A 23,569-nucleotide genomic window follows, 5' to 3' on the forward strand; every position below is an offset into this window, starting at 1 on the left:
TCTCAGCCCTTCGCGTTGAGCTGGGCGGCGAGACCTTCGGCCGCGCGGTCATGGCTCGCCTGACCCTCGGGCGTTGCGATCTCGGCAAAATCCTCCATCTCGTAGAAGGGGCGGATCTCGATCTCGCTTGGCCCCATCATCGGGTTCGGGCAGCGCTTCACCCAGGCAACGGCCTCGTCCATATCCTTCACCTCCCAGATCCAGTAGCCGGCGACCAGTTCCCGGGTCTCGGCAAAGGGGCCGTCGATCACCCGGCGGTCCGCACCGTCAAAGGCGACGCGCTTGCCCATCTTCGACGGTTTCAATCCGTCGCCGGACATCATGATGCCGGCCTGCACCAGTTCCTCGTTGAACTTGCCCATGTCCTCGAACAGCTTGGCCGGGGGCATGATGCCCTCTTCGCTGTCTTCCGTGGCCTTCACCATCACCATTACACGCATGTCGTCACTCCTCTCTTTGTCCGGACCGCACCCGCGATCCTGCCTCCCCAACGAATGAGGTAAACCCATTTCGACACGGCCTGCGAGAAATTTTGTCGGCAAGCGGCACAAGTCACTTCGGAATATGGATTGTCGAGCGGATATGCTTGAGGGACGCGACGATGGTGAAGGTCATCATGACCAGCAGCGTCCAGGAACTCCATTTGCCCAGATGCACAGTCGACCAGGCGCCGAGCTGGTTGGGGTAGTGCCAGATGGCGAAGAAGGTGGAGATGTTCTCCGCCACCCAGATAAAGAAGCCGATCAGGATGAAGGAGAGCAGCATCGGCATCTGGCGGTCCCGGTCGAAGGGGCGGAAGGTGACCGTCGTGCGGGCATAAAGGCCGATGGCGAGCGCCGCCAGATACCAGCGATAGTCGCCGATATAGTGGTGAGTGAAGAAATTCAGATAGATGGCAAGCGCCACGCCGATGGCCATCCAGTAGGGCGGGTGATGGCGGATGCGCAGGTCGAGCAGCCGCCAGGCCTGGATGATGTAGCTGCCGACCGCCGCATACATGAAGCCGGAAAACAGGGGCACGCCGAAGAGCTTCGTATAGGCAAAGTCCTGATAGGACCACGACGGATTGGCACCTGCGGTCTTGAACGCCTCGAGCACGAAGCCGACGACATGGAACAGGCAGATCGCCTTCAACTCGTCCGTCGTCTCAAGCTTTGTCCAGACCATCCAGACCTGGATGGCAAGCGCAATGATCAGCAGGACGTCATAGCGAGGAATGCCGAAGACGCCGGCGCGCGGAACGACGAATATGGAGAGGAAGAACAGACCGGCAAACAGGCAGGCCCGCGCCTCCTTGATGCCGAAGAACAAAAATTCGACGACGAAGCGCCGAAAGCCGGTGAGCGCGGGAGACGGTGTCTGGTCGATCAGCCGGCGGTCGAGTGCGCTCAGGAGGCCGTTTCGTCCATCTGCCACCAGTGCCATCGCCGACCGCCTTCGCTGTTGCAATCCGTTGCAACCTCACTACTCGGCGGCCATGGACGAAATCAAGGCATCGACGTCACTTCGCAGACGCTGGCGGAAGACCTGAGACTAGATCCGCGTGGTCAGGTCGATCATCCAGGCCGGCGCAATGTCGAGCAGCCAGATTTCGATGCTCTTGTCGAAGCCGGAGACGACAAGGGCACCCGTGATGACCAGCAAGCCACCCATCAGGCTCTTGCCGGCTTGCCCGACCGTCAGCAGGCGATGCCGCGACCGCGCGAGCGCCTCGCGAGACAGCATGCCGATCACCAGCAACGGCAGGGCGGCACCGACACCGAACGCGATCATCGTCCCGGTCACCTGCAGGAGGTTTTCGCCGCGGGCCGCCATCAGGGACGCGGCACCGAGTGTCGGTCCGACACAGGGGCTCCAGACGGCTCCGAGCAGCAGGCCGACGAGAAATTGCCCCTTGATGCCCTTGTCATCGAACTGACCGAAGCGTGCCTGAGACCAGGCGGCGACCGGCCCCGTGGCGGCGGCCATCCGGTGTTGAGCGATCGGCACGAGGAGCACGGCGCCGAAAAAGATCATCACGATCCCGGCCACCATCCTGAAGAGGCTGAAGTCGAGGCCGACCGAGAAGCCGACAAGCGCGACGAACAACCCGATTGCGACAAACGAGATCGTCAGCCCCGCCGCCAGAGCGACGGGACCGTATCGATGCCGATTGATCGCCGTGCCAAGTACAATCGGAATGAGCGGCAGCGTGCACGGATTGAGCAGGGACAAAAGGCCCGCGAGAAAGGCGAGCAGAGCGCTGCTCAGCATCGGATTATTGCCCCAGCGCCGAGGTGAAGAGTTTTTCGACAGAGGCGGGGTTTGTGTCCGCCACGCTGCGGCCCCTCTCTTCTGCGCCCTTGAAGGCGATCAGCGTCGAGCGACTTTGCGCGCCGAGACTGCGCATCTCGTCCTTCTGCTTGTCGTAGTCGACCTTGAGGACGAGGATGTCCTTGTATTCCGGTTTGCCGGCCAGCGTATCGATGATCTTGGTCTGTGCCCGACACGTGCTGCACCAGCTGGCCGTCACGTCGACCACCACCGATTTGCCCTCCGCCTTGGCGGTCTCGAAGGTCGATGCCTCGAAGGGCGCGATCTCGATCGCACCGGCAACCCCCGCCGTGGCCAGCATCACGGCACCTGCAAGCGCCGCACTCCATGTCTTCAGGTATCTTGTCATCGCACTCACCCCTTTTGTGTTTTATGTCGTTGGCGTGGTCAGGTCCGCGGCGCCGCCATGCGCTTTGCCCGCCGCCGCTCCATGATCTTCGGCCGGATGAGCCGGTAGCCGAGCAGTATGATTGTCACGGCAATGTAGAAGGCGGCCTCAGGATCGATCACCTTCAGCGACAATGCATAATGCAGGATCGCGACCAGCAGCACGGGATAGACCAGCTTGTGCAGCATGTTCCAGCGCTGACCCAGCCTGCGGATCGACCACTGGTTCGACGTCAGCGCCAGCGGGATCAGCATCAGAAGCCCCGCCATGCCGAGCATGATATAGGGCCGCTTCAGGATGTCGCCGGCGATCGACGTCAGGATCAGGCCCCGGTCCAGCGTCAGATAGACGGCGAAATGCGCCAGCACGTAATAGAAGGCAAGAAGACCGAGTGCGCGCCGATAGGCAATGAGATTAATGCCGAACAGATCCCTGAGCGGCGTCACCGTGAGCCCAAGACAGACGAATCTGAGCGCCCAGAGCCCCAGCAGATGTTCGAAGGCGCGCACGGGGTCGGCCCCCAGCCCCCCGAAAATTCCGAGATAGAAGGCATAGAGCCCCGGTAGCAGCCCAACCGCATAGAGCGCCCAGACGGAGGCCGGGCGATAACGTTTGGGTAGCGCGGGCAGGGCGGGCAAGGCGAGCGAGGCCATCAGAAGAACTTCGCGAGGTCCATGCCGTCGTAAAGGCTTGCCACCTCGTCGGCATAGCCGTTGAACGGCAGCGTATTGATGCGCGCGCCACCGAACAGGCCGTCGGCCTCGCCGATCCGTCGTTCGGTCGCCTGGCTCCAGCGCGGATGGTCAACCTCGGGATTCACATTGGCATAGAAGCCATATTCAGACGGCTGCAGCCTGTTCCAGGTCGATGGCGGCTCCTGCTCGGTGAGCGTGATCTTGACGATCGACTTGATGCCCTTGAAGCCGTATTTCCACGGCACGACCAGACGGATCGGCGCACCGTTCTGGTTCGGCAGGGTTTCACCATAGAGGCCGGTTGCAAGGATCGCGAGCGGATGGCGCGCCTCATCCAGCCTCAACCCTTCGACATAGGGCCATTCCAGTGCCTGGAAGAGGCCCGCCTGACCTTGCATTTCCTCAGGCCGGACGAGGGTTTCGAAGGCAACATATTTTGCCGAGCCGAGCGGCTCGACCCTGTCGAGGATGGCAGAGATCGGGAAGCCGATCCATGGGATCACCATCGACCAGGCCTCGACACAGCGCATACGGTAGACGCGCTCTTCCATCGGGATTTCCTTCATGATCGTCTCGATGTCGATCACCTGCGGCTTTCCGACCAGTCCATCGACCTCGATCGTCCAGGGCCGTGTGTTCAGCGAGCCCGCATTGCGTGCCGGATCATCCTTGCCCGTCCCGAACTCGTAGAAATTGTTGTAGGTCGTCACGTCTTCCTTCGACGTCAGCTTCTCGTCGAGCTTGTAGATGCTCGGCTTGGCCGCAAGTGGTGCCGCCAGCGCCTGAGAGCCGAGAGCCATGGCCGTAAAGCTGCCGGCCGCCGCGCCGATGAATTCGCGCCGCCTCATGTAGAGCGACTTCGGGGTAATCTCGGAACTGGCGATCTTCGGCGGATGGTAATGGGGCATGGCGAACCTCGTCGAACTCTCTGTGTCTCTGTAAATAGGAGACGACGCGAAAGAGAACAGAGTTTCACGCTGCCGGAAAGATACCCGGCGGGAACAATTTCGTGTAGCTCGCGTGCGCGGCCGACCTGTAAGAGATCACCATTTTCGCCGACGGAGTTCAGCCGCACCAGTTCAGCTTGTGTCCGTTCCAGCGATGCGCGAGCCCCCGGGCGATCAGGTCGTCGCCGACGGAGCGGCCATCCTGGAGCACCACGCGAAGCTTGCGGCCATACTGGTCGACGTCGCGCCGCTCCCGCCGCTCCATGGTGAGGCCTCCGCCATTCAGGTTCTCCAGCAGCGCCACTTGCGCCTCGAGCCCCAGTCGCCGTTCGGTCTCGCATTGCGGGCGCCCGATCTCCGGCGTGTTGATATCCGAGATCCGGTATTTCACCGCCCGGTACCAGAAGGTGTCACCATCGACGACGCAATTGATCCGCTGCGCGCCGGTGCAGGTGACGAAGCGCCCCTCGATCGGCTCGGGACGGGGGGTAACCGCACCGGTGATCCCATAGTCGATCAGCTTGTTGCCGGCTGGCACAACCAGGTAGGAATAGGGAAGCTTTTCGAAATGAATGACGGTCAATGTCGCGAGGAGCGCGACCATCAGCACGCGCCGCATGCGATAGAGCGCGGCAAACGGGTTGAAGTGCGGCGAAGGCTCGGGATTGAGCTTCTGGCGGGCATCTTTCAGCAGGAGCACGCGGGCAGGTTTGCGGGTCATCATGACGCCTCCTTCCGCGCTAAACTCTAGTAAACACAGATTGCCCCAGGCTTAATCCGATCACTAAAATGCGAATGAAATCGGGGTTCGCGCATCCTGGAAGCGTACCGAAATGCCGCCTGATGCTAGTGACAGGCGGCAAGGCTTGGCTTAGACCAGTTCCAAAAATGGCCGCCTTGCCCCGGCGCCGAGGGTGCAGGCTTGGCGGCGAACAGCCATCGAGGTGACACCCATGCCCGTCTATCGTTCGAGAACCACCACCCACGGCCGCAACATGGCCGGTGCCCGCGGCCTCTGGCGCGCGACCGGCATGAAGGACGGCGATTTCGGCAAGCCGATCATCGCGGTCGTCAATTCCTTCACCCAGTTCGTGCCCGGTCACGTGCACCTGAAGGATCTCGGCCAGCTCGTCGCGCGTGAAATCGAAGCAGCCGGCGGTGTGGCCAAGGAGTTCAACACCATCGCCGTCGACGACGGCATCGCCATGGGCCATGACGGCATGCTCTATTCGCTGCCTTCGCGCGAGATCATCTCCGACTCGGTCGAATACATGGTCAACGCCCACTGCGCCGACGCCATGGTCTGCATCTCCAACTGCGACAAGATCACCCCCGGCATGCTCTCGGCCGCCATGCGCCTCAACATCCCTGCCGTCTTCGTTTCCGGTGGTCCGATGGAGGCCGGCAAGGCGATCCTGCAGGGCCGCAAGGTCGCGCTCGACCTCGTCGATGCCATGGTCGCGGCTGCTGACGACAATATCTCCGACGCCGATGTCGACGAGATCGAGAAGAACGCCTGTCCGACCTGCGGCTCCTGCTCGGGCATGTTCACCGCCAATTCGATGAACTGCCTGACCGAAGCGCTCGGCCTCTCGCTGCCGGGCAACGGTTCGACGCTTGCGACCCATGCCGATCGCAAGCGCCTCTTCGTCGAGGCTGGACACCTGATCGTCGATATCGCCCGCCGCTACTATGAGCAGGACGACGAAAGCGTTCTGCCGCGCAACGTCGCGTCCAAGGCTGCCTTCGAAAATGCCATGGCCCTCGACATCGCCATGGGCGGCTCGACCAACACGGTCCTGCACATCCTGGCGGCTGCCCATGAAGGCGGCATCGATTTCACCATGGACGATATCGATCGCCTGTCGCGCAGGGTGCCCTGCCTGTCCAAGGTAGCGCCCGCCAAGCAGGATGTGCATATGGAAGACGTCCACCGCGCCGGCGGCATCATGCGCATCCTCGGCGAACTCGACCGCGGCGGCCTGATCAATCGCGACTGCCCGACCGTGCATGCCGAATCCATTGGTCACGCCATCGACCGCTGGGACATCACCCGCACCAATTCCGAAACCGTGCGTGACTTCTTCAAGGCCGCTCCGGGCGGTGTCCGCACCACTCAGGCCTTCTCGCAGGCTTCGCGCTGGGACGATCTCGACACCGACGGCGAAAAGGGTGTCATCCGCTCCGTCGAGCATCCCTTCTCCAAGGATGGCGGTCTGGCCGTCCTCAAGGGCAACATCGCGCTCGACGGCTGCATCGTGAAGACCGCTGGCGTCGATGAATCGATCCTGAAGTTCAAGGGGCCGGCCCGCGTGTTCGAAAGCCAGGACGCCTCGGTCAAGGCGATCCTCTCGAACGAGGTGAAGGCTGGCGACGTCGTCGTCATCCGTTACGAAGGCCCGAAGGGCGGCCCCGGCATGCAGGAAATGCTCTATCCGACGAGCTATCTGAAGTCGAAAGGCCTCGGCAAGGTCTGCGCGCTGATCACCGACGGCCGCTTTTCGGGCGGCACCTCGGGCCTCTCGATCGGCCACGCCTCGCCGGAAGCAGCCCAGGGCGGCGCCATCGGCCTCGTGCGTGAGGGCGACATGATCGACATCGACATCCCGAACCGCACGATCAACCTCGTCGTCGATCCGGCCGAACTGGAACGCCGCCGCGCCGAGCAGGACGCCAAGGGCTGGTTCCCGGCCGAAAAGCGCAAGCGCAACGTCACGACGGCGCTCAAGGCCTATGCCGCCTTCGCCTCGTCCGCCGACAAGGGTGCCGTGCGCCAGTTGCCGGAATAAGCTTTGAAAGTTCCGACCGGAGGCGGTCCTTCGCCTCCGGTCTCGCCTGTCTCAAGACTCCGCTGCCTGCCGGGAACACTGATCCCATCAGCCGCCCGACCCACCTGAATTCCCATACTTTCAGGAACCGTCATGACCGTCCCTTTCAGCCTGGTCGGCATCGATCACGTCGTCTTCATCGTTGACGACATGGAAAAGGCGATCCGCTTCTATCACGACGTTCTCGGTTGCCGCCCGGGCTACACCTATCCGGCGCTCGGCATGGAACAGGTCTGGTGCGGAAGCGCCCTGATCGTGCTCTGGGACATCACCCATCCCGGCGGCCACAAGGCAGCCCCACCAGTCGCAGGCGGTCGCAATGTCGACCATGTCTGCATCGCGACCGGCCCCTTCGATCATGACGAATTGCGGGCGCATCTTGGCCGCCACGGCGTCGCGATCGAGCGCGAGGCCATGCATGGCGGCGCCCGGGGCATGGGCCATTCCTTTTACGTGAAGGATCCCTTCGGCAACACGATCGAGATCAAGGGCCCGGCCGAATATCCAGACGGCCGGGGCTGACGTCTGGCATCAGTCCCGCCAGGAAGGATCTTCCTTGTCGAGGCAGGACTTCAGATAGGCGAAATGCCGCTCCGCCATGCCGCGATAGGGAATCCAGCCCTCCGACGTGCCCTGCGCGATCTCATCCGAGAGCACTGCCAGCGGCTTGCCGGTCGACAGCGCCAGCACCATCGTCTGCGCCGCCTTCTCGAAGAAATACAGATCCTCGAAGGCATCCGCCACCGTCTCGCCGGCAACCGACACGCCGTGATTGCCCATGACCAGAACCGCCTTGCCGCGGATCATCTCGACCAGCCGTTCGCCTTCTTCCGCCGCATCCGCGATGCCGCCGAAGTCGAGGTCATAGCCGATCCGGCCGAAAAAGCGCGCCGTGTTGTTGTCGAGCGGCAGAAGTGTCGGATCCTTCAGGCAGGAGAGGGCCACCGCATAGGGCGAATGGCAATGCAGGATCACGCGCGCCTCCGGCAACATGCGGTGCAGCGTGCCATGCACGGTCCATGCCGAGGGGTCGGGCGCATTCGGGCCGTTCATGACGTCAGGATCGTCAGCGTCAAGCAGCAGCAGGTCGCTCGCCTTGACCGTGGCGAAATGCTGCCAGCGCGGATTGAGCAGGAATTTTCGCCCATTGGCGGAAGCCGCCGCACTGAAGTGATTGCCGACCGATTCACTCCAGCCGAAGCGGTGGCAGAGCCGGAAGGCAGCCGCCAGATCCTGGCGCAACGTCGTCAGCGCCGCCTCGTCGAGCATGTCGTTCACCTGAGGGGAAATATTCATGCCTTGAACCGTCCTTCCGTCGTCAGCGCCCGATAGGTCGAGCGCATTTCCTCGCGATCGGCATAGCAGCCGCGCAGATAGCGGTCGCCGCTGGTCGCCGAATAGGCCATGCGCCCATGCACGATGCGGTGGTTGTCGAACACCATGCACTCGCCGGCCTTCATCAGGAAACGCATCATGAACTTGTCGTCCTGCAGCATCTTCCCGAAGCGGCAGAAGGCCGGATAATAGTCGTCGAGCACGGTCTGCGGCAAGTCGAACAGATCGGCCATGTGCTGGCTGATCGTAAGCCCCGAGACCTCGCCATGTTTGTCGAGTTCGATCACCCGCTGCCGGGAGCGCATGTCATAGGTGTCATGCTCGCAATAGAAGGGAATGTCGATTTCGGACAGCAGCCTGAAGCCATCGGGATCGATCTCCCGGAAGGCATTCGCCACCGCGACGCCGTCCGAATAGATGCTCATCCCGCCATCGACCGTATTTGCCCGGCAATGCAGGAACTGGATCCCCGGCGCATATTCCTCGGCCGGTGTATCGGTATGCAGCTCCAGCGCCTTGGCAGTGTAAGCTGTATTGGTCGGGTTGATATGCGTCTTCACGTCGAAATAGTCGCCGAAGAAGGTCGGCCGCACATGGCCCATCAGCTTCACCGTCTCGGTCAGCCCCTGATCGCTGTCGGGCATGTCGGTGACGAACGTCAGCCCTTCGACGATCATCGCCTTCAGCCATTCCGCCACCTTCTGCGGATCGCGCATCAGCTCCGGCTGCGAGAAGCGCTTGACGTTAGGGTAGTGGTCGCTGAACCATGCCTTGCGCGGCAGGTCGGCGGGATCGGGCCGATGCTTGCCCTCGGCGTAGAGCGCGAGCATTGGCAGCGGAAAACGCGAGACGTGATCCTCGCCCGCCCACCGGATCACCAGCATGCCGTCTTCAATCTCGGCGCTATCGGCGCGGGGGGCTGTCGACAGATGGAAGATGTCGAAGCTGCGTTCGCGCGTCCCGCTGTCGAACGAAGTCGGGCAATTGTCGCGCAGCCAGTAATAGTTGAAATAGGCTGGGTTTCCCTCGGAAAGTGGCAGGTGAAGCCCCTTTTCGGCGAGTATCACGGCACCGGTCGCAACATGCATGTTCATCGCGGGTTTCCTTAAGCTGGGACGGCAGGAGGGCGGATCTGATTTGACAATCATCATCCGACTTCCCAGCGGATACCAGAACGATTATGCTAATGCTGAGTTAAGCTGGAGGTTAAGTTGAGTCGGTTGCCACCCCTGCGCCTGCTGACCACATTCGAGGCTGTCGCCCGGCTGGGCTCCATGCGTGAGGCGGCAACAGCGCTCAACGTCACCCAGCCCGCCGTCACCCAGGCGCTGAAGGCGCTGGAGGACCATGTCGGCACAGCCCTGATCGATCGCACGACGAGGCCGGCAAGGCTCACGGAGCCCGGCCATCAGCTTGCCCGCGCCACCCGTGACGGCCTTGATCTGATCGCCGACACGATCGAGGAAATCCGCACCAGTAGCGGCCTCGAGGACCAGCGCCTGACGGTTGCCTGCACCATGGGTTTTGCGACCCATTGGCTGATGCCACGCCTCAGCGCCTTCTATGCCGGCCATCCCGGCTATTTCGTCAATGTCCAGGTTCCTCCAACCGACCTGCCGCAGATGTGGCCCGGCACCGATCTCGTGTTGCGCTATGGTCGCGGCACCTGGACCGATGGCACGACGCTGCGCCTCTTTGGCGAAACCCTCTGCCCGGTCGGCCGTCCGGCTTTGGTGGAAAACCTGCTGGCCAAAGGCGAGGGCCTGGACGCCGCCCCGCTCATCCATGTCCGAACCGTCGAGGCGCGCCACTGGGAAGGCTGGACGGATTATCTGGCGCGGCGCGGCCTGCCCAAGCCTCGCGGCCGATCCCACATCTTCGACAACTACGTCCAGGCGGTCCAGGCGGCCCTCGACGGCCGCGGCCTGATGCTTGGCTGGCGCTCGATCACCGACGGCCTCGTCGCCGATGGCAGCTTGCAAGCCTGGCCCGAAGGGGCCTTGGATCTCGGCACCGCCTATTTCGCCACCGTGTCGCCCGGGGCGGCGAAACGTCCTGCGGTCAAGGCATTTGTGACCTGGCTGGGGGAGGGGATGGAGGAAGTTCCCTGAGGAGCCGGCGCGACCTGGCCGATCCGGGAATGACGCAAATCGGACCGACAAGGCTGGCGTCTCGTCACGGACTGGGCTGAGTTTCTCGAAAACTGTCCAGTGCCAACACTCTCTGCCACCAATCGCCAAGATTTCGATGGTTCGCGACCATTGCGCGGACCTCCGGCACCTGAAGCGCATAATGGATCATCGGCGCCAGATGGAGATCCGCAAGCGTCGGCCTGTCTCCACACATCCACCGCTGCTCGGAAAGCAGACCAGCGAGCACGGCAAACGATATCAGGGCTACACCGCGCGCCTTCTGCACACGTCCTTCATCTGGGACTTCGCCCCGCTTCGGCTTTTCAATGCATTCCACATAGAGCCCCCAGACCAGTTGCGGATAAACATAGCTGTCGGCGATGCTGATGATCTGGTTCATCCGGGCGCGTGACTGTATTTCGGCAGGCTGAAGCGGCGGCCCTTCGAAGGCCTCGTCGATATAGCGGGTAATCGCGCTGGTCTCATAGAGGTGGAAATCTCCATGCGCGAAGGTCGGAATCTTGCCGAAGGGATGTCGTTCCAAGTGAGTTCCCGGTATTTTCTCGGCAAAGATGTCGACCGGCACAAGGTCATAGGCCACCTCTTTTTCCACAAGTGCAAGCCGCGCGATCCGCAGATAAACGCTGTATTCGGCGCCGTGGAGCTGAGGTCGGGTTTCGCCCATGGGTCTTCTCGGCAATGTCACCTTCGCTCCTCACCGACCAGATCACGTCATCGGCAATCCTGTGATGCCCGTGTCGCAGTAGGTTTGCCTATACCATGGATCTGTATCCAGGGTCTGCCCGGCGCATGGATCAGCAGGTCATCCGGCAGGTGCCGCAATGCCTCCGAGATGATTTGGAGTGCCCCTTGCACGGCCAATTGCGGCACCCGTCTTGTTTGCAATCGCCCGATGATTTGCCAACGGTTTGCTGTTCGTTTGCCTCGAAGGCGTCCAGCACTGCTATCGAGACCGCCGGCATTGCGCACCGGCGGCTGCCATATGGTCATCCTCAGGGGCGGGACACATCCGCCATGTCGATCTCCACCGCCGCTGCCAGGCTTTCCAGGCTGTCATGCAGCAATTGCAGCAGATAGGCCGGATTGTGGACATAACCCGCCGGGTCCTTTGCCACGACCTGGTAGTTATAGGCGGCCTTCAGCAGGCGAGGGGACCAGGCCTTGTAGGCATTGTCACGCACCGCCTCGTCGTCGCTGATCGCGCCGTCTCCGTCAGTATCCGCGAAGAAATAGGGATGCCGTCCCTTGTTGTAGCCGATCGGTGCGTCGAGCACGGCGTCCGAATAGGCCTGGATCGCAGCGTAGAGCCGCTCATGCAGGGTGGTGATCTCGCCATGCACACCTTCCTGGATGTTGCCGTCACCGTCAAAATCGCTGTGTCGCATACGGATGTCGCGTATATTGTCCACGCCGCGATGACAGGTCATGCAACTGTCTTCGGCCACCTTCGTCGTGTGCGGATCATGACAGGCGACACAGCTGTTGGCGCTGGGAACGTGCTGGAAGCGTCCGGCATAGGTCTTGCCGGGATAGTGGTAGCCGCTGGCCGTGTCCGCTCCATGCATTGTCGCGGCGGCCACGGCGTAGTGAATGTTGATGAAGGCGAGATCGGCCGAGATGGCGTCTTCGTCGATGGTCCCCACCGCCTTTGTCACCGCCGCACCGGACTGACGGCCCTGGTGGCAGACGGTACAGGTGGCAGAGCCGCCCAGTTCGCCCACCTCGACGCCCGAAGGGAAGCGGACGGAGTCCAGCGCATTGGCTTCGGTGGTATGGCAGGTGGCGCAGCCGACGGGCGAGTTGATGACGCCGGGTTGCTCGACGCTGCCTTTGGCACTGCCGTCGACGCCGAGATAATCGAGGAACCCCGTCTCGGAGTGACAGGTGGCGCAATTCGTCGGCACCTCGCCCTCCTTGTTCCAATAGGTAAACGAGAGGGAGTGGTAATCGCCATGCGGCGATGCGAGCCATGCCTCGACCAGTTTCGTGATCGGGGATGCGTCGTTCGCCCCTGCCGAAACGGGTGTGAACAGCAGGACGGTCAGTGCCAGCAGGCGGGCAAGGCTGATGAAACAGCGGGTCGGCTTTCGCAGCGTCATGGGATCCTCCTCGGTCGTGCATGTCGTGGCGATGGTGGGATCATGACCCGCCTTGGCGCTGCGGGATATGACCGAGATCAATTCCGGACTGAATTTATGCTGCTAGAAGGGGAGGCAAGGAGGAGCCCATGACCGATACCGCGATGCCCGGCATGGGCGCCATGCCGTCTCGATCCTCGCGCCGGATGCCTCGTCTGCCGGCGGGAGTTCTGGCGGCCCTCTATCTCGGGCTCTGCATCCTGCCGCTCGTCCTGTCCTTGCCAGCGGATGTTTCGCCGCCCGATCCGCTGGAGCGGCTGGCCGCCGGACTTGGCATGGTGGGATTGGCCGGCATGGCCGTGCAATTCGTCACCTCCGGTCGCTTCGACATCGTCTCGGGTCGGCTTGGCATCGACAGGATCATGGCTTTTCACAAGCTGGCCGCCTGGTGGGTTCTGCTGGCCATCGTTCTGCACCCGGTCGCTTATGTCGCGCCCACCTGGCTTGAGGATCCAGCCCTCGGCCGGGAGCGCTTGGTCGCCTACCTGACCTTGCCGCATTATCGCTCCGGCGTGGTGGCCTGGGCAGCCCTTGTTTTCTTGGTTCTGTCGTCGGCCCTCCGCAACCGTCTGCCCTGGCGCTACGAGGTCTGGCGGGCAACGCATCTCGTCCTGGGCACGGTGGCCACGGCCGGCGGACTGCATCACGCCATCGTTGCCGGCCGGTTTGCGGCCAGCGGTCCGGTGGGCGTCTACTGGTGGCTCGTCGCAAGTGCCATCGTCGCCGTGCTCTCTGTCCTCTACGGCTATCGCTGGCTGAACCTGCATCGCCGGCCATGGCGACTTCATTCCGTCACGCGCCGGGCAGACCGCCTCTGGGAACTCGACATCCAGCCAGCCCCGGGAACCCCGCCGCTCGACTATAACGCCGGCCAGTTCGTCTGGATGACCGAGGGCGCCAGACGTTTCCCGCTGCTGGATCATCCCTTTTCGATTGCCGACAGCCCGACCCATCACGGTCTCAGCCTGATTATCAAGGAAGCCGGTGATTTCACCGGTCGCATCGGCAGCCTGGAGCCCGGCACGCCTGTTGGCATTGACGGCCCCTATGGCGAATTTTTCCTTGAGGCATATTCTGCAGATGCGGTGCTCCTGATTGCCGGCGGCGTCGGCATCGCCCCGATCCTTGGCATCCTGCGCGATCTGGTCGCGCGTCGCGACAAGCGTCCTGTGCGCCTCGCCTATGCCGTCGGCACGCCGAAGAACTTCGCCTGTCTGGAAGAGATCGCCGCTGCCGGCGCCGAGCTCGACCTTGAGGTCCTCTTGATCAGCGAAGAGGAGCCGTCAGGCTGGCAGGGCGCGGTAGGCCGTCTTGATCGCGCCCGGCTGAAGGATCTCCTGAGCGGGATAGAGCCGTCGGCCTGTGTCGCCCTGATGTGTGGTCCAGGCGCCATGGTCTCCGCCGTGTCCGATACACTGCTCGACCTCGGCCTTCCCATGAAGAACGTTGTCTATGAGCGCTTCGACTATGCCGGAGGGGCTTCCTCGCGCCAGGATCGCCGGCGCAGCCTCGCCTTTCTAGGTGTGGCCGCACTTCTGGGGGCTGCCGTGTTGCTTTATTATTGGGGGGGATGACCGGCAAAGCGCGCGCGATGAAGCCATTGGTGTCTCACGATGCGGTGTTTTGCTCAGATGGGGCCGCCGCTAATGCTCGAAATCGCTCAGCGCGGTTTCGAGCATTTTTGTCCCCGGCAGCAAGCCAGGCTGGCTCCGAGCGCTCAGGAGCATTGGCGGTAGCCACGCCAATTTCAAAAGGCATGTTTACAAAACTATATTTCTAGTTATATATTGGCAGCCATGATGAACCACACCTCCGCCGCTCTTTCACTCGCTGCTCTTGGCCATGACACGCGCCTGACAATATTCCGGCTCTTGGTGCGGGCCGGAAATGATGGCCTGAATATCGGCGAAATCGGCCAACATCTGGCGATGGCGGCGTCAACGCTTGCCTACCATCTCAAGACATTGGTGGATGCTGGGCTTGTAACCCAGGAACGGCAGGGGCGGCAGATCGTGAACCGCGTAGATTATGACGTCATGCATCAGACAGTGTCGTTCTTGACATCGGAATGTTGTGCGGGAGTAAAGCTCACACAGGAGGACGCTGCATGATGGATAACGCTCTTTTTTGCGCTTCAAAAAAACTATAAATCTAAGGATTTGGATATGAGTGAGCTTGGCTCTAGTGCCCCGCGTTGGACCACTGGTCTCCTCCATCGGTTTTGGACAAGGGAAAAGGTCTGGCTTGTCTCAGCAGGCATTCTTGTCCTGCTGTTGATCCTCGCGCCGACCCTTGGTCTGACGACCATGGCTTTCGTCGCGCAGAATCTCGCCAACGTCGCCCCCTTCCTTGCGCTTTCCGTAGGGATCGCAGCTTATGCGGGGGCCACGGGCGCTGATGGACTGATCGCACGGGCCTTTACCGGATCTCCCGCCATGATGATCTTCGTCGCGGCCCTTGTCGGCGGGCTTTCTCCATTCTGTTCCTGCGGCGTCATTCCCCTCATCGCCGCCCTACTGGCGATGGGCGTTCCGCTTTCCGCTGTCATGGCGTTCTGGCTTGCCTCGCCGGTGATGGATCCATCGATGTTCGTTCTCACGGCAGGCGTTCTGGGCATCGAGTTTGCCATCGGAAAAGCGATCGCTGCCGTAAGCTTGGGTATTTTTGGTGGCTTCGTGGTTCACACGCTTTCCAGTTCCGGTGCTCTCTCCGATCCCCTGCGCGACGGTGTGGGAAATGGCGGTTGCGGGGGTGCAAAGGTCCGCACGGTTCGGCCAGTCGTCTGGAAATTCTGGAGCGATGATGAACGTGTTTCCAAATTCTGGCGCGAAGGCATCAAGACCACGCTTTTTCTCGCCAAATGGCTGACCCTCGCCTTCATCCTCGAAAGCCTGATGCTGGCATGGCTGCCTGCCGATCTGGTTGCAAGCTTGCTTGGCGGCTCAGGCATTGCCCCAATTGGTATTGCAACCCTCGTGGGCGTGCCTGCCTATCTGAACGGCTATGCTGCTCTGCCGCTGGTCGGCGGCCTGATGGGGCAGGGCATGGCACCCGGCGCCGGCATGGCGTTTCTGGTTGCAGGCGGGGTTAGCTCACTGCCCGCTGCCATTGCCGTCTGGGCCCTGGTCAAAAGGGAAGTGTTCTTTCTGTATCTCGGCCTTGCCTTGGCAGGCTCATTCGTCATCGGCGTGTTGTTTCAGCTGTGGACTGCGCTTTAGAGAGAACTCTACTCTCGACAAAAAATTGCAGGCCTTCATCAGAGGCCTGCAATCACCGTATCGGAACCAACGCAGGAATGCGGAAGCCCCTCGTTATTGCGCCGTTCAGGGCGTGGATGGAATGGCGTCATTGCTTGGTGCGGCACCCTCGATCAGGCTCAACACCTCACCGACGCCGCTTCGCAACTCTGCCATGCGACTGGCATAGGCGGCGGCCAGGCAGTCGAGGCTTGCGCCACAGGCACGGCGTTCTTCAAGCCATTCGATCTGCGCCGTTTCCAGTGCGCCACGGCTGCCCATCGGCAGAACCTCGCGAAGGAGTTCGAATGTCGTTGCCATGCGCACATCCATGTCGTTCAGATCGATGTTCTGGCAGATCGCCGCCTCGTCGGCCGCAAGGCCGGCCGCACGGCAGCTGAAACTCGCCGCCTGCGCGGGGGCGGGCAGTGCCGTGACCGTTACCATGGTCGCGAGCAGTGAAGCGGCCGCCGCTCCGACGGCTGAAATTTTCCACATGATAGGCCTCCTTTCTTGTTGGAGGGGGAACGGGTGTGCCACTGTATCGTTCCGCCGGACGGAAAGCCCCACCGCCTTCACAATGGGGTGACCTCGCCGGTTCAAGGTCTTTCATCGACCGTGTTGGAGACTACCTAGCAGAGATGAAGAGACGAGATTTCCTGCCACTCCTGGGCGCCGCTGCCCTTATCCCAATGTGTCCATTGTCGATCGCCCGAGCCCAGTCCGCGTCCAACCAGACGCCGGCCGGCGGCCCGCAGCCTGCGGCCTTGGTCGATCTTGATGCCTTGCGGCCCCGTATCGCGACCCTGCTCGAAGAGGCGCGTCGCCTCGACACGCTGGAAACGGTGATCGCCACCTGCAACGGCGAAACGCTGGGTGAACGCGCCTATGGCAACAGCTCGCTCACCGGCTCGACCAACATCAAGTCGGCGTCGAAATGCGTGGTCTCGGCCCTTGTTGGCATCGCCATCGACAAGGGCTTGCTGGATGGGGTCGACCAGAAGATCGAAACCGTACTGCGCGCGGAATTTCCCGCTAATCCCGATCCGCGCCTGTCACAGGTCACGATTGGCCATCTGCTGTCCATGCGCGCAGGTCTGGATCGCATGTCGGGGCCGAATTACGGTCGCTGGGTCGCAAGCCGCAACTGGACGCGTTTTGCGCTGGCCGCCGATTTCGTCGACGAACCGGGCGGCGACATGCTCTATTCGACCGCATCCACCCACCTTCTGTCCGTCATTCTCACCAAGGTCTCCGGCAAGCCGACGCTTTCGCTGGCAAGGGAGTGGCTCGGCCCCCTTGAGGGGTTCCGCATCGGCTCATGGCACCGTGACCCGCAGGGCTATTATCTGGGTGGCAACCAGATGGCCATGACCCCGCGTTCGCTGCATGCCTTCGGCGAGCTCTATCGGCGTGGCGGCGTGACCGGGGACGGCACCCGGCTCATCTCGGAGAACTGGATCCGCGAGAGCTGGATGCGTCGCACCAACTCCGTCTTCAGCGGCGATGGTTACGGCTATGCCTGGTTCCTCAAGGAAATGGGCGGCGAGCAGGTCAATTATGCCTGGGGTTACGGCGGCCAGATGCTCTACATCACGCCGAGCCTCGGTCTCACCGTCGCCATGACATCGAACGAGTCCGCACCTTCCGCCCGCACCGGCTACCGCGACGAACTGCACCGCCTGATGACACGCATCATCGAAACCGTTGCGACTTGAGCTGAAAGCGCGTTATCCCCATCTGCGATGGAACTTCCTTGCTTCTGCCTATTTCAGGACGCAGGAACCCGGACTAGAACGTCCATATTGCATGAAGGATCTTCGCATGCCGCGTTTCGACCGCCTCAAATCCGCTGCCGTTGTCGTTGCCCTGATGGTGCCGCTCTCTGCCCCAGCCCTGGCGCAGGACAAGGCAGTCCCGCAGAGCCAGCTGGAGATGCAGCTCTCCTTCGCGCCGCTGGTCAAGCAGGCGCGGGGCGCCGTGGTGAATGTCTATGCCGAGCGCCTTGTCCAGCGCCGCTCGAACCTGTTTGCCGGCGATCCTTTCTTCGAGCAGTTTTTCGGCCAGCGCATGCCCAACCGGACCGAGAAACAATCCTCCCTCGGCTCTGGCGTGATCGTCGAGGCGAATGGCACGGTCGTGACCAACAATCACGTCATTGACGGCGCCGACGACATCAAGGTGGCGCTCGCCGACGGCCGCGAATTTCCGGTCAAGGTGGTGCTGAAGGATGACCGTCTCGATCTTGCGGTGCTGAAGTTCGAGACCAGCGAGGCCATGCCGACGCTGCCGATCGGCGATTCTGACGCGACCGAGGTCGGCGACCTCGTGCTGGCCATCGGCAACCCCTTCGGCGTCGGCCAGACGGTGACCTCGGGCATCGTCTCGGCACTCGCGCGCAACCAGGTGACGGAGGGGGATTTCGGCTTCTTCATCCAGACCGATGCCGCGATCAATCCCGGCAATTCGGGTGGTGCGCTGGTCGACATGAAGGGGCAGCTGATCGGTATCAACACCGCGATCTTCTCCAAGGGGGGCGGCTCCAACGGGGTCGGTTTCGCCATTCCCGCCAATCTGGTGCGCGTCTTCCTCGATGCGGCCGACCGGGGCGAGGCGAGTTTCGAGCGGCCTTATGTCGGTGCAAGCTTCGAGCCCGTCACGTCCGATGTCGCCGAAGCACTGGGCCTGAAAACGGTGCGCGGGGCACTCGTCGTGCGCATCGCCGAGGATGGCCCGGCGGCCAGGGCGGGCCTCAAGCCCGGCCAGGTGGTCACCGCCGTCAACGACATTCTCGTCGAACATCCCGATGCACTCGGCTATCGCCTGAGCACTGCCGGACTTGGCAAGAAGGCCGAGTTGACGGTGCAGGAGGATGGCCGCGAGGAGAAAATCGCGATCACGCTGGCGGCCGCCCCCGAAACCCGGCCGCGCGACATCCAGCTCATCGAGGGCCGCAGCCCCTTTGCCGGCATCCGCGCCGGCAACCTCTCGCCGCGCCTTGCCTATGAGCTCAAGATGGTCTCCGAGACGACCGGTGTCGTGGTCACCGAAGTCGTGCGCGGCTCGCCCGCGGCCCGGCTCGGTTTTGCGCCGCGCGACATCGTCGTTGCCATCAACGGCGAGGAGATCGCTTCGGTCGACGATCTCCAGAGGATCGCCGGAAGCGATGCCGGTTTCTGGCGGGTCGAGATCGACCGCAATGGTCAACGCATCCGGCAGATCTTTCGATGAGTGATCTCTTCGCGCCGCAGATATCCAAGGAAATGGCCGAGCGCCGCCCGCTCGCCGACCGCCTGCGGCCGAAGAACCTTGCCGAAGTCACCGGCCAGGAACACCTGAGCGGTGATGACGGCGTACTTGCGCGCATGATCGCCTCGGGCTCGCTCGGCTCGATGATCTTCTGGGGGCCGCCCGGCACGGGCAAGACCACCGTCGCCCGGCTGCTCTCGGGCGAGGCAGGCCTTGCCTTCGAGCAGATCTCGGCGATCTTTTCCGGCGTCGCCGACCTGAAAAAGGTTTTCGAAAGTGCGCGCCTGCGCCGGATGGAGGGCCGCCAGACCCTGCTTTTCGTCGACGAGATCCACCGCTTCAACCGCGCCCAGCAGGACAGTTTCCTGCCGGTCATGGAGGACGGCACCGTCATCCTCGTTGGCGCGACGACGGAAAATCCGAGCTTCGAACTCAATGCCGCTCTTTTGTCGCGGGCGAGGGTCCTGACCTTCAGGAGCCATGATGCCGAGAGCATCGAGACGCTCCTGAAGCGCGCCGAAGAGACCGAAGCCAAGCCGCTGCCGCTGGATGCCGACGCCCGTCAGGCCCTCATCCGCATGGCCGATGGCGATGGCCGCGCCTCCCTGACGCTGGCGGAAGAAGTCTGGCGCGCTGCCCGGCCTGGCGAGGTCTTCGACACCGAGGGCCTGGGGCGGATCGTCCAGCGCCGCGCCCCGGTCTACGACAAGGGCCAGGACGGCCATTACAATCTGATCTCTGCCCTGCACAAGGCGGTGCGCGGCTCCGATCCGGATGCCGCCCTCTACTACCTCTGCCGCATGTTCGATGCCGGCGAAGACCCGCTCTATCTCGGTCGCCGCCTCGTGCGCATGGCGGTCGAGGATATCGGTCTCGCCGACCCGCAGGCGCTGGTCGTCTGCAATGCCGCCAAGGACGCCTATGACTATCTCGGTTCGCCCGAAGGGGAACTCGCGCTCGCCCAGGCCTGCGTCTATCTGGCGACCGCACCGAAATCGAACGGCGTCTATGTCGCCTACAAGGCGGCGATGCGGGCGGCCAAGGAGCACGGCTCGCTGCTGCCGCCCAAGCATATCCTGAACGCTCCGACCAAGCTGATGAAGGCGGAGGGCTATAACGAGGGCTATCGCTACGATCACGACGAGCCGGACGCCTTTTCCGGCCAGAACTACTTCCCCGAAAAGATGGGCCGCCACACCTTCTATGATCCGCCCGAGCGCGGTTTCGAGCGGGAGATCAGGAAACGGCTCGACTGGTGGTCGAAGCTGCGGCGTGAGCGGGGCGAGGGGTAGGAACCGCCCCGGCGCTCAGGATGCCTTCTGTTTCGGCTGGCTGGCGGGCGCCGCGATCATCTTGACCTTGGATTCGGCGAGCCCGTGATGGCCCTCCATGTCGACGATCAGATGCCAGTGGCCGCTTTCCGGGATGACGATGTTGAGCGGGGATTTTTTCGCCACGCCGCCCAGAAACTTGAAGTCGAGCGTTTCCTTGAACCGCTGGAAATTCGTCGGTGTCATCAGCCGCACATTGTTCACCGCCGAGAGCGTCACCTCGATGATCGTGCCGGCACGCTGGTCCTTGAGGTCGTAATGGGTAAAGCGGAAGGTCGGTTTGGACATTTCGCTCGGATCTCCGTTCGGCTTTTTACGGTGTTCTAATCTACACCAAGGCCGTTAAGGAAGCGTTTGCCCGGGGCCAATCCGGCATGGGGCAGGACGGACTTTTTTGCGACGATACTGAACTGTCAAATAACCCAAGCTCCGCCGCCGGTCGGGATCGCTCCCTCCGGGTGGGCTGAAACTTTCCTCGGGTTGAACCCGAGGATCGGACGAGGCGCCAGAAGCAACCTGTCTAAGTAAGTAATGTGGCTCCTTCCGGCGCCCCGTTCGGCGTCTATTCCCGCTGCATGCGTCTCTCTGGCAAGGCGGCGACGGTCCTTGGAACTTGCGTTCAAGGATTGACCGGGCGCGGGTCCGGCTTTGGCAGAGTCCTCCCGAAGAAGTGTCTGCCATAGCCTGGCCGGTGGCCCGGGAGGTTCCCGGCGGATGGTGCACCAATCCGACCGGGACCCTCGCCCGGGGGATGCTGGCTTGGTCATTTGCGACCTCACCGTCATCCCCGCCGTTTTGTCCGCCCCGCCGTCGGTCAAATTCGCGACGACGTGGGCGCCTTGTCTGTGTGCCTCTGAGGCACGTCCTTCCGATCAGGGTATCCAGCTCCGGGGCATCCGACCCCGCCACCTTCATTACCAACCCCTCGTCCGGAGGGAGACCGTTGCAGCGGGCCGGGGATTTGCACTTGCGAGAGTACTCGCCCCCGGCGCCGGCCCCGCCTCGCCTGACATCGCATCGTCAGGTGTATCCGAGGGCGGGACGGGGATGAGTCTACGAGGGTGGAAATGGGCGGGGATGAAAAAACTTTGTTTTGTTGAATTCGTTGGGGGATTTTCGAAAGTCATTCCCCTTGTTTCAGCAGGGGCGGCATTTTCTCGTGATCCGTCTGGCGTGGGAAGGCCTTTGTCTGGATCCTCGGGTCAAGCCCGAGGATGACGCCCCTTGGGGGGGGAGGGTATTCTCCGCTGGCCTCGCGCGATGAAGACGGTTGAGAAGGGTATTGAAGCTTGCCCCACCCTCCGTCATCCTCGGGCTTGACCCGAGGATCCAGACGCAAGCACACTGCACCTATGGCGGGATATGTCTACATCGTCACCAACCACAAACGCGGCACACTTTATATCGGTGTGACCTCCGATCTGGAGCGGCGAATCTATGAGCATCGCGAGGCGCTGACGCCGGGGTTCGCGTCCAAGTATGGCTGCCGGCAACTGGTGTGGTACGAGGAGCATGACCGCATCGGCACGGCGATCCAGCGGGAGAAGTCGCTGAAGCGCTGGTATCGGCAGTGGAAGATCGAGCTGATCGAGGGGTTCAATCCTGATTGGCGGGATTTGTATTATGAGTTGTGAGGGTGCGCGCCGTTGGTGAAGGGCTCGTGTCTGGATCCTCGGGTTAAACCCGAGGACGAGGATGACGACCTTTGAGGGGTGGGTGAGGGTATTCTCCTCAGGCCTCCCGCGATGAAGACGGTTGATGAGAAGACCCGCAGCTTCCCGATGCTCTGTCCCGCCTGGGGGATTTGCATTGCGAGTTGATGTCAAGGTTCCGGTGGTCCTTGGTGCCGGGCGCTGCCGTTGAAGGGCTTGCGTTTGGATCCTCGGGTCAAGCCCGAGGATGACGACCTTTGGGGGGCTGGGTATTCTCCTCTGGCCTCGCGCAAGGACGACGGTAGAGGAGGATACCAGCAGAATCCCCACCCTCCGTCATCCTCGGGCCTGACCCGAGGATCCAGACACAAGCTCTCAAATGCCCGCTCAGGGCCAAACCTCAGATTTCGCAAGAGAGGGGCTCGGTGATGTCGGCGCCAACGGAACTGTGCCCCTCTCCAGGAAAATCTGAAGTTTAGGCGGCTTGCGCTGACCTCAAGCCTTCGATTTTCCGTCCTCCCCAGCATGCGGGGGAGGTGGGGCCCCTCAGATACTATTCCGACGGACCCTTCCGGATGACTTCTTTCTCTTCAACACTTGCGGTTACGCGTGCTAATCTGTCTTGTCGCTTTTGGCGGGCGATGTACCAATCGTCGAACAAGTTTTCCACGAGACTGAGCAGCAGTTCTGCTTCATCCGGTTCGACATCGACGATCACGTTAATGTCTTTTTCCATATGAGCACCGATATTGCCAATCTTGCGGATCGCTTCAATGGCTTCGAAGCTCTCTTCAGATACGCCCTTGGGGGCATGTCCTTCATCGAATTGCTTCTTGAGGTCGTTGATTTCCTGATGGAGGGTCGGCTTTATAATGCCGCAAAAATCTCTAAGCATGCCTTGCAAGCAACGTCTTGCAAGGGTCGCTGACGCTTTCGGGCTCAGATTCGAAATCCGGCAAGCTTCGGAATAGTCATTGGCAATTGGCGCGGGAATACACTGTGGCAGCGCGCGCGCACGGCTCTCCGGCTTTATTGGTGCGGTTAGTGTCGCTCTACTAAGTATGTGGTCATGAGTGAGCTGGCTTTGAGTCAGGTTTCCATAAGAAACATCGATTGTTACGTTCTTGCACGAGGTATTCGAGCATCCGATTGACGTGATCTTCACGCCAACACAGTTTCCATCGGCTGTATCTCCGACATAAAGGCGTACTGTGGAGGTGTCGAACTTGGCGCTGACCACGGTTTGATGATTTGAACAGTAAGGACACGTCCAGTTGAATTCATTCATTGGCTAACCTCATCAT

Annotated in this window: 24 protein-coding genes; 10 read left to right on the top strand and 14 right to left on the bottom strand. The window is 62.0% G+C overall.

Translation table 11 applies throughout. From position 1 onward, the window contains the following. Positions 1-2 precede the first annotated feature (2 nt). From QTL56_RS03180 to QTL56_RS03210, 7 genes are all read right to left on the bottom strand, one after another. Positions 3-440 carry a YciI family protein gene (locus QTL56_RS03180; protein WP_229576453.1) on the bottom strand — a complete coding sequence of 146 codons (438 nt, stop codon included), beginning with the start codon at positions 438-440 and terminating at the stop codon, positions 3-5. Between the two features lie 112 nt (positions 441-552). Next, positions 553-1,425: a DUF817 domain-containing protein gene (locus QTL56_RS03185; protein WP_245137054.1), complete on the bottom strand. Its 873-nt coding sequence runs from the start codon at positions 1,423-1,425 to the stop codon at positions 553-555. A 108-nt stretch (positions 1,426-1,533) separates the two neighbouring features. Continuing rightward, positions 1,534-2,253, bottom strand: coding sequence for a cytochrome c biogenesis CcdA family protein (locus QTL56_RS03190; protein ID WP_245137053.1), 720 nt, complete (start codon positions 2,251-2,253; stop codon positions 1,534-1,536). Between the two features lie 4 nt (positions 2,254-2,257). Beyond that, a complete protein-coding gene (locus QTL56_RS03195) occupies positions 2,258-2,662 on the bottom strand; it encodes a thioredoxin family protein (RefSeq protein WP_245137052.1) in 405 nt (134 codons plus the stop codon). 38 nt (positions 2,663-2,700) lie between these two features. Further along, complete coding sequence (msrQ, locus tag QTL56_RS03200; protein ID WP_245137051.1) at positions 2,701-3,354, bottom strand: protein-methionine-sulfoxide reductase heme-binding subunit MsrQ; 654 nt, start codon at positions 3,352-3,354, stop codon at positions 2,701-2,703. Further along, the gene (gene msrP / locus QTL56_RS03205) at positions 3,354-4,304 is read right to left on the bottom strand and encodes a protein-methionine-sulfoxide reductase catalytic subunit MsrP (protein WP_245137050.1); all 951 of its coding nucleotides are present in this window, start codon (positions 4,302-4,304) and stop codon (positions 3,354-3,356) included. The genes msrQ and msrP overlap by 1 nt, the downstream gene beginning before the upstream one ends. A gap of 157 nt (positions 4,305-4,461) precedes the next feature. Continuing rightward, entirely contained in the window at positions 4,462-5,064 is a 603-nt protein-coding gene (locus QTL56_RS03210; protein WP_245137049.1) for a thermonuclease family protein, read from the bottom strand. Positions 5,065-5,296: 232 nt separating this feature from the next. On the opposite strand from QTL56_RS03210, the gene ilvD reads away from it, so the two are divergent. Together ilvD and QTL56_RS03220 are read left to right on the top strand one after the other, a co-directional pair. Continuing rightward, a complete protein-coding gene (gene ilvD, locus QTL56_RS03215) occupies positions 5,297-7,132 on the top strand; it encodes a dihydroxy-acid dehydratase (protein ID WP_229576446.1) in 1,836 nt (611 codons plus the stop codon). A 132-nt stretch (positions 7,133-7,264) separates the two neighbouring features. After that, positions 7,265-7,693: a VOC family protein gene (locus QTL56_RS03220; protein WP_229576445.1), complete on the top strand. Its 429-nt coding sequence runs from the start codon at positions 7,265-7,267 to the stop codon at positions 7,691-7,693. 9 nt (positions 7,694-7,702) lie between these two features. Here QTL56_RS03220 and QTL56_RS03225 read toward each other — a convergent pair whose 3' ends face one another. Both QTL56_RS03225 and QTL56_RS03230 read right to left on the bottom strand, forming a co-directional pair. Beyond that, positions 7,703-8,467 carry a class II aldolase/adducin family protein gene (locus QTL56_RS03225; RefSeq protein WP_245137048.1) on the bottom strand — a complete coding sequence of 255 codons (765 nt, stop codon included), beginning with the start codon at positions 8,465-8,467 and terminating at the stop codon, positions 7,703-7,705. Beyond that, positions 8,464-9,600, bottom strand: coding sequence for a TauD/TfdA family dioxygenase (locus QTL56_RS03230; RefSeq protein ID WP_229576443.1), 1,137 nt, complete (start codon positions 9,598-9,600; stop codon positions 8,464-8,466). Before QTL56_RS03230 ends, QTL56_RS03225 begins: the two co-directional genes overlap by 4 nt. Before the next feature lie 117 nt (positions 9,601-9,717). Between QTL56_RS03230 and QTL56_RS03235 the strand changes: the two genes are divergently transcribed. After that, entirely contained in the window at positions 9,718-10,617 is a 900-nt protein-coding gene (locus tag QTL56_RS03235; RefSeq protein ID WP_245137047.1) for a LysR substrate-binding domain-containing protein, read from the top strand. Between the two features lie 64 nt (positions 10,618-10,681). On the opposite strand, the gene QTL56_RS03240 is transcribed toward QTL56_RS03235, so the two are convergent. Both QTL56_RS03240 and QTL56_RS03245 read right to left on the bottom strand, forming a co-directional pair. Then, positions 10,682-11,323, bottom strand: a complete 642-nt coding sequence (locus QTL56_RS03240; RefSeq protein WP_245137046.1) for a glutathione S-transferase family protein — start codon at positions 11,321-11,323, stop codon at positions 10,682-10,684. 328 nt (positions 11,324-11,651) lie between these two features. Next, positions 11,652-12,758, bottom strand: a complete 1,107-nt coding sequence (locus tag QTL56_RS03245) for a cytochrome c3 family protein (RefSeq protein WP_245137045.1) — start codon at positions 12,756-12,758, stop codon at positions 11,652-11,654. 128 nt (positions 12,759-12,886) lie between these two features. On the opposite strand from QTL56_RS03245, the gene QTL56_RS03250 reads away from it, so the two are divergent. The 3 genes from QTL56_RS03250 to QTL56_RS03260 all read left to right on the top strand — a co-directional run bounded on the left by QTL56_RS03250 (position 12,887) and on the right by QTL56_RS03260 (position 16,015). Next, complete coding sequence (locus QTL56_RS03250) at positions 12,887-14,371, top strand: ferredoxin reductase family protein (protein ID WP_245137044.1); 1,485 nt, start codon at positions 12,887-12,889, stop codon at positions 14,369-14,371. Positions 14,372-14,596: 225 nt separating this feature from the next. Beyond that, positions 14,597-14,908, top strand: coding sequence for an ArsR/SmtB family transcription factor (locus tag QTL56_RS03255; RefSeq protein ID WP_245137043.1), 312 nt, complete (start codon positions 14,597-14,599; stop codon positions 14,906-14,908). 195 nt (positions 14,909-15,103) lie between these two features. Then, positions 15,104-16,015 (top strand): permease, encoded by a 912-nt coding sequence (locus QTL56_RS03260; RefSeq protein ID WP_245137042.1) that lies wholly within the window; start codon positions 15,104-15,106, stop codon positions 16,013-16,015. Between the two features lie 105 nt (positions 16,016-16,120). Here the strand turns inward: QTL56_RS03260 and QTL56_RS03265 are convergent, their stop codons facing one another. Continuing rightward, positions 16,121-16,531 carry a lysozyme inhibitor LprI family protein gene (locus QTL56_RS03265; RefSeq protein ID WP_229576436.1) on the bottom strand — a complete coding sequence of 137 codons (411 nt, stop codon included), beginning with the start codon at positions 16,529-16,531 and terminating at the stop codon, positions 16,121-16,123. Positions 16,532-16,674: 143 nt separating this feature from the next. Between QTL56_RS03265 and QTL56_RS03270 the strand changes: the two genes are divergently transcribed. From QTL56_RS03270 to QTL56_RS03280, 3 genes are all read left to right on the top strand, one after another. Further along, on the top strand, positions 16,675-17,751 hold the full coding sequence (locus QTL56_RS03270) for a serine hydrolase domain-containing protein (RefSeq protein WP_245137041.1): 1,077 nt from the start codon (positions 16,675-16,677) through the stop codon (positions 17,749-17,751). A 106-nt stretch (positions 17,752-17,857) separates the two neighbouring features. Next, positions 17,858-19,264, top strand: a complete 1,407-nt coding sequence (locus QTL56_RS03275) for a DegQ family serine endoprotease (RefSeq protein ID WP_245137040.1) — start codon at positions 17,858-17,860, stop codon at positions 19,262-19,264. Further along, the gene (locus tag QTL56_RS03280; protein ID WP_245137039.1) at positions 19,261-20,574 is read left to right on the top strand and encodes a replication-associated recombination protein A; all 1,314 of its coding nucleotides are present in this window, start codon (positions 19,261-19,263) and stop codon (positions 20,572-20,574) included. The genes QTL56_RS03275 and QTL56_RS03280 overlap by 4 nt, the downstream gene beginning before the upstream one ends. Positions 20,575-20,589: 15 nt before the next feature. Here QTL56_RS03280 and QTL56_RS03285 read toward each other — a convergent pair whose 3' ends face one another. Continuing rightward, a complete protein-coding gene (locus tag QTL56_RS03285) occupies positions 20,590-20,901 on the bottom strand; it encodes a DUF1883 domain-containing protein (protein ID WP_245137038.1) in 312 nt (103 codons plus the stop codon). A 1,064-nt stretch (positions 20,902-21,965) separates the two neighbouring features. Between QTL56_RS03285 and QTL56_RS03290 the strand changes: the two genes are divergently transcribed. Next, a complete protein-coding gene (locus QTL56_RS03290; RefSeq protein ID WP_245137037.1) occupies positions 21,966-22,247 on the top strand; it encodes a GIY-YIG nuclease family protein in 282 nt (93 codons plus the stop codon). Positions 22,248-22,818: 571 nt separating this feature from the next. Here the strand turns inward: QTL56_RS03290 and QTL56_RS03295 are convergent. Further along, positions 22,819-23,553 carry a DUF4145 domain-containing protein gene (locus tag QTL56_RS03295; protein ID WP_245137036.1) on the bottom strand — a complete coding sequence of 245 codons (735 nt, stop codon included), beginning with the start codon at positions 23,551-23,553 and terminating at the stop codon, positions 22,819-22,821. Positions 23,554-23,569 lie beyond the last annotated feature (16 nt).

This window comes from Peteryoungia algae, assembly GCF_030369675.1.
Taxonomy (GTDB): Bacteria; Pseudomonadota; Alphaproteobacteria; order Rhizobiales; family Rhizobiaceae; genus Allorhizobium; species Allorhizobium algae.